At 66.6% G+C, this 12,145-nt stretch carries 11 protein-coding genes; 10 read left to right on the plus strand and 1 reads right to left on the minus strand.

Annotation, left to right across the window (positions count from 1 at the left end; translation table 11 throughout):
- Window positions 1–12 precede the first annotated feature (12 nt).
- The 4 genes from yajC to ABZV40_RS42755 all read left to right on the plus strand — a co-directional run bounded on the left by yajC (window position 13) and on the right by ABZV40_RS42755 (window position 3,948).
- Window positions 13–357 (plus strand): preprotein translocase subunit YajC, encoded by a 345-nt coding sequence (gene yajC / locus ABZV40_RS42740; RefSeq protein WP_355455370.1) that lies wholly within the window; start codon window positions 13–15, stop codon window positions 355–357.
- 129 nt (window positions 358–486) lie between these two features.
- Window positions 487–2,277, plus strand: a complete 1,791-nt coding sequence (gene secD, locus ABZV40_RS42745) for a protein translocase subunit SecD (RefSeq protein ID WP_355455372.1) — start codon at window positions 487–489, stop codon at window positions 2,275–2,277.
- Window position 2,278: 1 nt separating this feature from the next.
- On the plus strand, window positions 2,279–3,433 hold the full coding sequence (gene secF, locus ABZV40_RS42750; RefSeq protein ID WP_355455374.1) for a protein translocase subunit SecF: 1,155 nt from the start codon (window positions 2,279–2,281) through the stop codon (window positions 3,431–3,433).
- 23 nt (window positions 3,434–3,456) lie between these two features.
- Window positions 3,457–3,948, plus strand: coding sequence for an adenine phosphoribosyltransferase (locus ABZV40_RS42755; RefSeq protein WP_355455376.1), 492 nt, complete (start codon window positions 3,457–3,459; stop codon window positions 3,946–3,948).
- Between the two features lie 59 nt (window positions 3,949–4,007).
- Here ABZV40_RS42755 and ABZV40_RS42760 read toward each other — a convergent pair whose 3' ends face one another.
- Entirely contained in the window at window positions 4,008–4,283 is a 276-nt protein-coding gene (locus tag ABZV40_RS42760; RefSeq protein ID WP_355455378.1) for a hypothetical protein, read from the minus strand.
- Window positions 4,284–4,798: 515 nt separating this feature from the next.
- On the opposite strand from ABZV40_RS42760, the gene ABZV40_RS42765 reads away from it, so the two are divergent.
- From ABZV40_RS42765 to ABZV40_RS42790, 6 genes are all read left to right on the plus strand, one after another.
- A complete protein-coding gene (locus ABZV40_RS42765; protein WP_355455380.1) occupies window positions 4,799–5,278 on the plus strand; it encodes a hypothetical protein in 480 nt (159 codons plus the stop codon).
- Window positions 5,275–6,228, plus strand: coding sequence for a hypothetical protein (locus ABZV40_RS42770; protein ID WP_355455382.1), 954 nt, complete (start codon window positions 5,275–5,277; stop codon window positions 6,226–6,228). Before ABZV40_RS42765 ends, ABZV40_RS42770 begins: the two co-directional genes overlap by 4 nt.
- On the plus strand, window positions 6,225–8,540 hold the full coding sequence (locus tag ABZV40_RS42775) for an ATP-binding protein (RefSeq protein WP_355455384.1): 2,316 nt from the start codon (window positions 6,225–6,227) through the stop codon (window positions 8,538–8,540). The genes ABZV40_RS42770 and ABZV40_RS42775 overlap by 4 nt, the downstream gene beginning before the upstream one ends.
- A 78-nt stretch (window positions 8,541–8,618) precedes the next feature.
- Entirely contained in the window at window positions 8,619–9,473 is an 855-nt protein-coding gene (locus ABZV40_RS42780) for a helix-turn-helix transcriptional regulator (protein ID WP_355455386.1), read from the plus strand.
- Complete coding sequence (locus ABZV40_RS42785) at window positions 9,448–9,624, plus strand: DUF397 domain-containing protein (RefSeq protein ID WP_355455388.1); 177 nt, start codon at window positions 9,448–9,450, stop codon at window positions 9,622–9,624. The genes ABZV40_RS42780 and ABZV40_RS42785 overlap by 26 nt, the downstream gene beginning before the upstream one ends.
- A gap of 116 nt (window positions 9,625–9,740) precedes the next feature.
- The gene (locus ABZV40_RS42790) at window positions 9,741–12,032 is read left to right on the plus strand and encodes a bifunctional (p)ppGpp synthetase/guanosine-3',5'-bis(diphosphate) 3'-pyrophosphohydrolase (protein WP_355455389.1); all 2,292 of its coding nucleotides are present in this window, start codon (window positions 9,741–9,743) and stop codon (window positions 12,030–12,032) included.
- Window positions 12,033–12,145 lie beyond the last annotated feature (113 nt).

The raw sequence follows: 12,145 nt of genomic DNA on the forward strand, positions 1-12,145 counted from the left end.
CTTGGCAATTTGATGTTCCCGTTGCTGCTGGTTCTGCTGGCGGTGCCGCTGTTCCTCAGCGCGCGCAAGCAGAAGCGCGCGATGGCCGAGCAGCAGTCTCTGCAGAACTCGCTCGAGCCCGGCGACAAGGTGATGACCACGTCTGGTCTGTACGGCACCGTCGCCGACGCGAGCCACGACACCACCATCGACATCGAGATCTCCGAGGGTGTTGTCACGAGGTGGCTGCGCGCCGCCATCCGCGAGAAGGTCGTCGACACCGACGAGACCGTCGTCGAGGAGAAGGTGGACGAGACCGAGGAGCCGGTGACCACCGCACAGGTCGCCGAGCCCCTGGACCACAACGCGAAGAAGTAACCCCATAGGCTCGCACTCCTGGAGTTGGCAACTGTGAACACCGCCAACTCCAGGTGGTGACGCCCAGCTCACGCGGCGCGCGTTACGCTGCGCGCTCGGAAACCATCGCTACTAGGAGACGGACGGATCGTGGCACCTCCGGCCGGGCAAATTCGCCCTGCGAAGTACTTGGCGAGTTTTGTCCTCATCGTGGTCGCGCTTTACGCCCTGGTGTTCTTCACCGGGAACGGTTCGGCCAAACCCAAGCTCGGTATCGACCTCCAGGGCGGCACCATCGTCACGCTGACCGCGCGTCAGGAAAACGGTGCCCAGCCCAGCGAGGACGCGCTGAACCGCGCACGTGACCTCATCGAGGTCCGCGTCAACGGTCTCGGCGTGTCCGGTGCCGAGGTCGTGCGCGACGGCAACAACCTGACGATCACCGTGCCCGGTGCGGACAGCGAAGGCGCGAAGGGCCTCGGCCAGACCGCCCGCCTCGCGTTCCGCAAGGTCCTCGGTCAGCCGATCCCGGCCGGTGCGGCGCCGAACACCCAGGCCCCGTCGTCGAGCACCCCGCCGTCGGGCAGCCCGAGCACGCCGCCGTCGACTCCGAACCAGACCGCGTCGCAGCCGTCGTCGAGCAACGCCCCGCAGGGCCGCCCCGCTCCGAACCTGGCCGCGCAGCCGTCGAGCACGCCGCCGTCCTCCAGCTCCGCGCCCTCGTCGAGCGCGCAGCCGAGCACGCCGCCCGCCCCCTCCAACGTCGACCCGAAGCTCGCGAAGGAGATCCAGGACGCCAAGGCGCTGCGCCAGAGCAGCGACCAGCAGGTCCTGCAGCAGGCCGCGCTCATGCTCGACTGCTCCAAGCCGGACCCGCTGCGCGGCAACGACGACCTGGACAAGCCGCTCGTCACCTGTGGTGAGAAGGGCACGTACAAGTACATCCTCGCGCCGGTCAACCCGCCGAAGGAAGACACCCAGGCCAAGCCGGACGACTACACCATGTACTCCCGCCTGACGGGTGAGGACATCGACAACGCCGCGGCGAACAAGAACCCGAACGGCACCGGCTACGTCGTCAACCTCAGCTTCAAGTCCGAGGGCGGCTCCAAGTGGGGCAAGTTCACCTCGGCCAACGTCCAGCAGGCCGTCGCGGTCGTGCTCGACGGCGAGGTCATGTCCGCGCCGACCATCCAGTCGGCCATCACGGGCGGTTCCACCGAGATCAGCGGCAAGTTCACGCTGAAGGAGGCCACGAGCCTCGCGAACACCCTGAAGTACGGCGCGCTGCCGCTGTCGTTCGACGCCTCCGAGGCGCAGACGATCTCCCCGACGCTCGGCCTGCAGTCGCTCAAGGCGGGTCTCATCGCCGGTGGCATCGGCCTCGCGCTGGTCTTCGTCTACTGCATGTTCTACTACCGCCTGCTGGGCGTGCTGACGATCCTGTCGCTGGGCCTGTCCGGTCTGATCATCTACTCCGTGCTGGTCCTGCTGGGCCGCTGGATCGGGTTCACCCTCGACCTCGCGGGCATCGCCGGTTTCATCGTCGCCATCGGTATCACGGCCGACTCGTTCATCGTCTTCTTCGAACGCCTGAAGGACGAGGTGCGCGAGGGCCGCACGTTCCGTTCGGCCGTGCCGCGCGCATGGGTCCGTTCACGCCGCACGATCCTCTCCGCCGACGCGGTCAGCTTCATCGCCGCCGCCGTGCTGTACGTGATCGCGGTCGGCCAGGTGAAGGGCTTCGCGTTCACCCTGGGCATGTCGACGATCCTCGACCTCGTGGTCGTGTTCCTCGTGACGCACCCGCTGGTCGCGATGGCCTCGAAGTCCAAGTTCCTGTCCAACCCGAACCTGTCCGGCCTGGGCGGTGCCGCGCGCGAGGGTGCGGCTCACCGTGCCGCCTCGACCGGCAAGACCGCTGCCGTGAAGGAGGCCTGACATGGGCAACGTGTTCACGCGCCTCTACGTGGGCAACGGCGCTTTCGACATCGTCGGCAAGCGCGTCCGCTGGTACATCACCTCGGGCATCATCCTGTTGGTCTGCATCGGCTCGATGGTGTTCAGCGGCTTCAACCTGGGCATCGACTTCAAGGGCGGCACGAAGATCTCGATGCCGTCGGTGTCGGAGACGAGCCAGGTGATCTCGACGGGTTCGGTCGAGGACTCCTACGCCAAGGCCCTGCCCGGCAAGAAGCCGAACGCCGTGCAGGCGGTCGGTTCCGGTACCAGCGCGACGATCCAGATCAAGTCGCCCGCGCTGACCATCCAGGAGGTCGCGTCCCTCAAGGCCGCGCTGGCGCAGGACACCAAGCCGAAGGGCGGCCAGGGCGCGATCTCGGACAGCGCCGTCTCCGCCTCGTGGGGCGGTGAGATCAGCTGGAAGGCCCTCTGGGCGCTGTTCTGGTTCTTCGTCGTGGTGACGCTGTTCCTGGCGTTCTACTTCGAGTGGCGAATGGCCGTCGCGGCGCTCGTCGCCGTGTTCCACGACGTCATCATCACCGCGGGCGTGTACTCGCTCATCGGGTTCGAGGTGACGCCGGCGACGGTCATCGGTCTGCTCACGATCCTCGGTTTCTCCCTGTACGACACGGTCGTCGTGTTCGACAAGGTCAAGGAGAACACCCGAGGCCTGCTGGGCCTGACCCGCCGCAGCTACGCCGAGGCCGCCAACCTGGCGCTCAACCAGACGCTGATGCGCTCGATCAACACCTCGCTGATCGCGTTGCTGCCGGTCGTCGGCCTGCTGGTCGTCGGCGTCGGCATCCTCGGCGTCGGCACGCTGCAGGACCTGGCGCTCGTCCAGCTCGTCGGCATGTTCGTCGGTGCCATGTCGTCGATCTTCATCGCGACGCCGGTGCTGGTCGACCTGAAGATGCGCGACCCGAAGTACATCGCGCAGGCCAAGCGCGTGGCCGCCCGCCGCGCCAAGGCCTCGGGCCCGCAGACCGCGGAGGGCATCGAGTCGGTCGACGACGAGGCGCTCGCCGCCGACCTGCGCCAGGAAGAGGCGCTCGCCGCCGCCGCGTCGGTGCCGCACCGCACCGCCAAGGCCGCGGACGCCCGCCGCCGGCCGACCGGAAAGCGTCAGCGTTGAAGCTCGACCGTGCTCTGGAACTGATGCGTGAGGTCCCGGACTTCCCCCAGCCGGGGGTGGTCTTCCGGGACCTCACGCCCGTCCTGGCCGACCCGGACGCCCTGCGCGCCGTGGTCGACGCCCTTCAGGACAAGATCGACGACAGCACCCAGGTGATCGCCGCCATCGAGTCGCGCGGCTTCCTCCTGGGTGCCGCGCTGGGCTACGGCTGGCGCTACGGCCTCGTGCCGTTGCGCAAGCCCGGCAAGCTGCCCGTGGTGGCCGACTCGGTGTCGTACGACCTCGAGTACGGCACCGCGTCGCTGGAACTGCCCGCGGATGCCGTTCAGCCCGGTCAGCGCGTTGTCGTGGTGGACGACGTGCTGGCGACCGGTGGTACCGCCGAGGCCGCCTGCAAGCTCGTGGAGCGGGCCGGTGGGATCGTGACCGGGGTGTCCGTGGTGATCGAGATCGCCGCGCTGGACGGCCGGTCGCGGCTGGCGGGCTACGAGGTCAGCGCCCTGCTCGCGGTCTGACGGCTCTTGAACTGAGTGGGGCGGTGGGGCGACAAGCCACACCGCCCCGTTGCGTTGTGTCACGCGGGTGGCGGCGGGGCCACGAACGCGGCGCTGATCGTCACGAACACCAGCGCCACGATCGACACCAGGACCGTCCACACCGCCAGCTGCCACAGCCGCGCCTCGGTGGCGTCGCGGAACAGCAGCCAGCTCGCCGCTGTGGCGAGCACCCAGGCGACCGCAGTGCCGGCGAGGGCGCGCGCGTCGAAGTGGGCGGCGTCGTCCAGGGCGAGGTAGGCCATGCCGCCGAGCCAGACGACGTTCATGGCGCCGCACCACAGCAATGTCCTCACGTCCGGTGAGTCTTCCAGGTCCCTTTCCGATACCCGGAGTCAAGCCCGGTAGTCCGTTCAGGGGCAAGTGAGAGGCTCTTGGCCAAAAGTCTCGTAATCACGCGCGATTCCCTTCAAGATCGGTCCAACGCAGTTACGAGAACCGATGCCGAAACGACACACGGGGTATGTGCGGAGAAGGCGGAACGCGGGGAGGTCGCGGAATCGGCCGGCTGTTGCTCTTCGTTCCGCTCCTGCTGACGGGTTGTGGTGCGGCAACGGAGATATCGGACGCGGCGCGCGTCTACTGCGCGTCACATCGCTCGGAAACCGTCGATGCCGCTGCGGCACTGGAGCTCGTGGATTCCGCATCGGCTGGAAACAAGGTCATCAGCGGCGGTGCTGCCCTCGGGTTCGACGAATGGCGTAAGGCACGCCCAACGGAATTCGACAGAGCCTGTGCAGCGGCCGCCGAACCACACATGCGGCCGTCGGCTCCGGCGTCGACTCCTGGCTGGGTGACCACGGTGATCACCGTGGCCTCAAGCCTGGCCTCCTTGTTCCTCGGCGCCTGGATCACGTGGGTGAGCACGAACCGGCGTGAGGACCGCAACCGGGCCAAGGAGCACGCCATCGCGCTGCGCAAGGCGGGCCGGGAGTTCGTGGACGAGGTGCGGGACTACTGCGACGCGCAGCTCAAGGACAACGGCTCGACGGCAGAGCTCAGGCGCAAGCGAGACCAGCTCAACACCCAACTGGCGGTGACCAGGCTGATGCGACCGGAGTGGACCGCGCCGGACGTGCTGCGAGCCGAACTCGACGCCTTCGACGGCTCGGTGGCGGAGGGCTGGTACTTCGAGGACGACAGAAGTGAGCGGCGACCACGTGCCGCGGCGGTCATCGAGGCCGTGGAGACGCTGGACCGCCGCATCGAAGTCGTCGTGCAGGCCTTGCAACGTCCTGGTGACGCGGACGACTTGCTCGGCGCCGAGTTCGGGCAGGTGGTCGGCGCGTGAACGATCCCGACGGGGACCCGAACCCGTACAAGGTGCCCGGCATGCGCTCGCACATCGGGCCGTTGTGTCCGCACGTGGATCCATCCCATGAGGATTACTACGTGCCGGTTGACCACACCGAAACGGCCTATGCGGTGTTCCGGGAGGCTCTGGGCGAGGACCTCACGACGCTGCGGGAGGAAGGCCGGCTGGCGGTCGCGCTGGGATGGGACGGGTGTGGCAAGACCTCGTTGCTCAACCGATGCGCCGCCTGGGTGAAGCGGAAGCTCGGCCAGGGTTGTCACATCGTGTCGTTCACCGGTACCGGCCGCGACAGCGAGCCTCGCGAGGTACGGGAGAACCGGATCTTCAAGCTCCTGATCCACGAGCTCGGTGATCGTGGCCTGCTGGAGCCGAAACAGCGTGACGAGCTGACGGATGCCTCGGACAAGGGTGATCTCGACTTCGGTTACCTGTATGCCAGCAGGTGGGTGCTCAAGCCCGGCAACATGGTCCTGGTGGTGCTGCTCCCGCGCACGGAGATTCCACGTGAAATAGAAAACTACGCCCGGTGGGCCCATCCGAACCTCGTGTTCCTCGCGGAGAGCCGCAAGGTCGAGAACGTCGACTCGCATTGGCCGGTGATCGAGAGCGCGCACAACTCGGCCGTGCCGATTCGGCTCGACGTCGGAACGCTGGCCAAGGATGATGGCTGGGCGTTCGTCCAGTCGCGCAAAGGGAACCGAACGGACGCACCCGATTACCCGTATGTCTCAGAAGAGACGATACGTCGCGTGACCGAGGCTCGGAGACTTTCGATCGGTGAGCTGCACAAGCTGCTCTACGGGGCTTACCAGGAAGTTCTAGAGAACGGCGCGAGGTGGCGTTCGAAGGACACCGGATTGAGGGGTGAAGTGACTTTCGAGGATCTCTTGAGCTTCTACTTCCGGCGGTTGGGGAGACAGCGATGAGCGAGCGTCCAGCACCCGCCCCCGTCGACGACAACCCGTTCTTGCCTATGGCCGTCGCGAACCCTCGGGAGTTCGACGACGCCACGGTGACGATCGTGACACCCGCCATCGCCGAGGCCGTCAGCCTGGTGGACGCGTTTCTCCGCCCGTCGACCAGCTCCGTCGGCAATGTGATCGCAATTGTGGGCGAGTACGGCACTGGCAAGAGCCATTTGGTGGGGACCTTGTTGCGCCGTGCTCGTGACACGTCGGAAGGAGTTTGGTCGCGGGTCGTCCTGCTGAAGGCCCGGCCGGCCACCTTCGTCGACCTGTACCGGCAGCTCATCGGGGACGAGCTGCGGAAGGAAGACGTGCGCGACCTTGTGCGGGAGTTCTACGCCGATGTGATCGCGGACGAGCTGAGCGATTCACCGTTCACCACCGACATCGCCGACTTGCTGCGCACCGGTCAGCTCGACCCGGTCGACGCCGTTCACCGGCTGCACCTGGCGGAGAGCCGGTACATGGACAGGCTCAGGCAGGTGCTGGAACGGGTGACGAACAACTCGGCGTTCGGCGTCGCGCTGACGTTGCTGCTGCGGCACGACTTCGCTGACGCCGCCTGGGAATGGCTCACCGGGCACCAACCCGATCAGGTGCTCGTCGACCGGGGGATCGACACCGCCATCGTCACCGAGGAGCTGGCGTTGGAGGCAATGGGCGTGCTGGCTCTGCTCTACGGCCATCGCGGGCGACGGTTCGTGGTGGCGATCGACGAGATGAACAAGGTGGTGTCCGGCAACAGGAAACCGACCGCGGATGCCATGGAGGCGTTCCAGCGGATGTTGGAGGTGTTCGCGGCAGCGCAGGCCCTGCTCATCCTCGCCGGCCTGCCCGACTATCTCGACGAACTCGGGAGCGCGGTCCGGCAGCGCATCGGCCGGATCATCGCGGTGTCACCGCTGACTGTCGAAAACACCGTGGAGTACATCAGGCAGAGCCAGGAGCGCCTCGGCCGAGGGCGGGTGCTCGACCCGTTCACCGTGGACACCGTCCGATACCTGGTGAACCTCACCGATGGCAACGCGCGCCGCATCATCAGGCTCTGCAGCCACCTGTACCGGCGGGCCGTGGACGCAAACCGTTATGATCCCGCGGGAGCCCAGGTCACTGTCGCGATGGTGCGCGAGGTCGCGAAGGAGCACACCGGCGCTGCCACGGCTGACCACGTGCGCAACGAGATCCGCCAGGTGCTCAATGGACTCGGGCTCACCTACGAACGCGATGTGTGGTTGACCTCGGAGACGGACTCCAGGGCGGACTACTGGGTGCCCTTCGGCTCCGAGGCGAACTCGGGTTGTGCCCTGGTGCTCAGCGAATCGGTGCTTGACCAGTCCGACTGCGACGCCCTGGTCAATCGGGCGACGTTCCTGTCGGCGGCCGGCGCGCAGGCGGGAGTCATCCTCGTCGTGGTGGGACTCGTGCACGCCGACTTCATGTCGCGGTTGACTGGGGCTTTCAGCGCCGAGCCGATTGTCTACGACCAATACGTGTTCAACGACACGTTGTCCACTGTGCTGGAAAGGCATCTTGGTCTGTTGGCCGATTCGGGCGACGACGTATCGTCCGAAATGCGAGAGCAGTTCACCAGGCTCGGCAGGCAGCAGTCGAACACCCAGCGGATGCTCGAACAGGCGATGAAGACGCTGACCGCGTTGCGCTCGTCGTCGGATCGAGCGCTCAGCCAACTTCAACAGGAGATGGCTGAACTCACTTCGCAGGCGAGTGCCCAGTCGACAGATCAACAGACGCCGACGCTGCGTCTACCGCCTGTGGTGCTCACTCAGTTCACGGATGCGAGGGCCTCGCTCGACGCAGTTGACCAGGTTGACGCGGCGTTGCGCGCCATGTTCGCCGCGACGGAAAGCGATCTGGTCAACGCCGTCGACGCCCGTGTCGCGGTGCGCGCGCAGTTGCGGTCACCGCTCGTTTTCTCGGCGCTCGGCGTTTCGACGATGCTGCGCATGTTGCTCGACACGTTTCAAGACGGTGTGAACGAGTGGTTCCGGACGTACGTGCCCGGTCCGACCGGCCGGCCTCATCCAGCCGACAAAAATCGGCTCGGCGCGCTGTGTCTGGCCTACGACACCGTCTACGAGTACATCCCGTTCTTCCGCCTGGAAGAGCTCGACCAGATCGCTCCGTATCTCGTCGACGGGAACCTCGCTGTGCTCGTGTCCCCACCACAGCTCGCCGAGGCTCGCGAGGTATTCAACGGACTCAGCCGCCGAGTCCATGCTGCGGTGCTGGAGTCGGTCGCGGACTGGCGGTGAGCTCGCGCCGTTTCGGCACGCGTTTCCACCCGATTGAGCGGGTTCTTGGACCGGGTTCAAGCCCTAGCGTCGGGTCGCATGACTGCGATGACCTCCACCGCCTACAGCCGCGACCTCGGTGACGAGCTGCGCCGGTTGCGCGAGAAGTTCACCGGGTTGACCGGCTTCGCGTTCGCCGAGCAGCTCGGGTGGGACCCGAGCAAGGTGTCCAACATCGAGAACGGCAAGGCGCGGGCGAGCGAGATCGATCTCGTGCAGTACCTGCTGACGTGCGGGCGGGACAGCGTCTTCTTCGAGCGCTTCCGCGACCGGTACCGCTACGCCTTCGACCCGTACGTGGTCCTCGTACCGGACAACCTGCGCACGCTCGCGAAGGCGGAGGCGCAGGCCAAGAAGATCACGACGTACGACGTGGTGAACGTCCCTGGGCTCATCCAAACGCCGGAGTACGCCCGAGCGTTGCTCGTCGCCTTCGGGAACAAGCCCGAAGACGTGGAGAAGTACCTGCGGTGGCGGATGGAGCGCCAGGCGATCTTGAATCGGGTGCAGAACCGGCCCGAGTGCCGCTTCTACGTGCACGAGCTCGCACTCCAGCTGCGCGTGGGCGATGACAAGGTCATGGAGGAGCAGTACCTGCGCATGCTCTTCAACACGCACTTCCTCCGGATCGTGCCGATGTCCGCTGGCCCAGCTGCTGCCATGAAGTCGGCTCGCATGCTGTTCAACTTCGAGAAGAAGATCCCGGTCGCGTACAGCGAGACCGATCTGGCGAAGGTCTTCGCGCACGATGGCGCGGCCATCGCCCGCAGCCGGGAGTTCTTCAAGTGGTTGGATGCCCGCGCCTTGGATGAGGGACAATCCCGGAGCTTGCTGGCGACCTACGTCAGCAAACTCCGAAAGGACCTCGATGAGCCACGAGCGGAGCTGGCGTAAGACCACTTACAGCAGCGGTGAGGGGGACAGCGCGTGCGTGGAGGTGTCGCTCGCTCACGACGCTCTCGTGCGTGACTCGAAGGCCACTCGCGGTGACGTGCTGGCGTTCTCGATCTCCGCCTGGCAGGCGTTCGTGGCGAGCGTCGCCTGATCGGCCCAGTAGAAGTCCGGGCGGCGTTCACCGTGTGAGCTGCGCCGCTCGGCGCGCGTCCGGAAGTTTCGTCAGCGTGAACGCGTTATCCTCGGTACTCGCGAGACCCGAGGAGCGTGGGGTTGAGTCAAGACACCGAACCCGCTGCGACGGTTGTTCAACCGTCGGCAACCCGGCGTGTGCGCGCCCGCCTCGCGCGGCGCATCACCGCCCAACGTGCGGCCCCGGTGAAGCAGGTCCTCGAACCTCTCGCCGCCGTGCACCGTGACCTCCATCCCAAGGCCGATCTGGCGCTTCTGCAGCACGCTTATGACGTCGCCGAGGAGAAGCACCGCCCGCAGCGCCGCAAGTCCGGCGACCCGTACATCACCCACCCGCTCGCCGTGGCGACGATCCTCGCCGAGCTGGGCATGGACACCACGACGCTGGTGGCCGCGCTGCTGCACGACACCGTGGAAGACACCGACTATTCGCTCAACCAGCTCAAAGAGGACTTCGGCGAAGAGGTCGCACGCCTCGTCGACGGCGTCACGAAGCTGGACAAGGTCAAGCTGGGGGCAGCGGCCGAGGCGGAGACCATCCGGAAGATGGTGATCGCGATGGCGAAGGACCCGCGGGTCCTGGTCATCAAGCTCGCCGACCGGCTGCACAACATGCGCACCATGCGGTTCCTGCCGCCGGAGAAGCAGGCCCGCAAGGCCCGTGAGACGCTCGAAGTCCTCGCGCCGCTGGCCCACCGGCTGGGCATGGCGACCGTCAAGTGGGAGCTGGAGGACCTCGCGTTCGCGATCCTGCAGCCGAAGAAGTACGACGAGATCGTGCGGCTGGTCGCCAAGCGCGCGCCGTCGCGCGACACGTACCTGCGGACCGTCGTCGAGGAGCTGAACGCGCAGCTCGAGGCGGCGCGGATCGTCGGGAAGGTCGAGGGCCGGCCGAAGCACTACTACTCGATCAACCAGAAGATGATCGTCCGCGGCCGGGACTTCGACGACATCCACGACCTCGTGGGTGTGCGGATCCTCGTGGACGAGGTCCGTGACTGCTACGCGGCCATGGGTGTGGTGCACGCGGCATGGCAGCCGATGCCGGGCCGGTTCAAGGACTACATCGCGCAGCCGCGGTTCGGCGTTTACCAGTCGCTGCACACGACCGTCATCGGTCCCGACGGCAAGCCTCTCGAAGTGCAGATCCGCACGCACGAGATGCACCAACGGGCCGAGTACGGCATCGCGGCGCACTGGCGCTACAAGGAGACCAAGGGCACGCACAACGGCAAGTCCGTCGAGATCGACGAGATGGCGTGGATGCGCCAGCTCCTCGACTGGCAGCGGGAAGCCGCGGACCCCGGTGAGTTCCTCGAAGGGCTGCGCTGGGACCTCGCCGCGCGCGAGATCTTCGTGTTCACCCCGAAGGGCGACGTGCAGACGTTGCCCGTCGGGTCGACGCCCGTCGACTTCGCCTACGCCGTGCACACCGAGGTGGGCCACCGCTGCATCGGTGCCCGTGTGAACGGACGCCTGGTCGCGCTCGAACGCAAGTTGGAGAACGGCGAGGTCGTCGAGATCTTCACGTCCAAGGCCGAAGGCGCGGGCCCGTCCCGCGACTGGCTGTCGTTCGTCGCGTCCCCGCGCGCCAAGGCGAAGATCAAGCAGTGGTTCGCCAAGGAACGCAAGGAAGAGGCGATCGAGCAGGGCAAGGACGCGATCACCAAGGAGGTCCGGCGCGTCGGGCTGCCGATCCAGCGCCTGGTCAGCGTCGACTCGATGCAGGCCCTGGCGAAGGAACTGCACTACCCGGACATGAGCGCGCTGTACGCGGCGGTCGGCGAGGGCCACACCTCAGCCCGCCACGTCGTGCAACGGCTCGTCGCGCAGCTCGGCGGCGTCGAGCACGCCGAGGAGGAACTGGCCGACCGCGCCACCCCGTCCACCGTCACCCGGCGCCGTCCCACCGGCGACGCGGGCGTGATCGTCAAGGACGCGGGCGACGTGTGGGTGAAGCTCGCCCGCTGCTGCACCCCGGTGCCGGGCGACGACATCCTGGGCTTCGTGACCCGCGGCGGCGGCGTGTCCGTGCACCGCACCGACTGCACGAACGCCGACGAGCTGCTGAAGTCGCCCGAACGCCTCCTCGACGTCGAGTGGGCGCCGTCGGCGTCGTCGGTCTTCCTGGTGGCGATCCAGGTCGAGGCGCTCGACCGGCACCGGCTGCTGTCGGACGTCACCAAGGTGCTGGCCGACGAGCGCGTGAACATCCTGTCGGCGTCGGTGACGACGTCGCGCGACAGGGTGGCGGTGTCGCGGTTCTCGTTCGAGATGGGCGACCCGAAGCACCTCGGGCACGTCCTCAAGGCCGTGCGCAGCGTGGAAGGCGTCTACGACGTCTACCGCGTGACCTCAGCCTCGTAATCCACCTGGCAAATGATGAACGGGGGGTTTTTTCACCTGAGGTTGTCAAAATAGCCCTTTATAGTTTTTATTTTTATTTTTTGACAAACGCCGAATATATTTAGAACGGGGGT

The sequence above is a fragment of the Lentzea sp. NPDC004782 genome (assembly GCF_040609115.1).
In the GTDB taxonomy this organism is placed as follows: domain Bacteria; phylum Actinomycetota; class Actinomycetes; order Mycobacteriales; family Pseudonocardiaceae; genus Lentzea.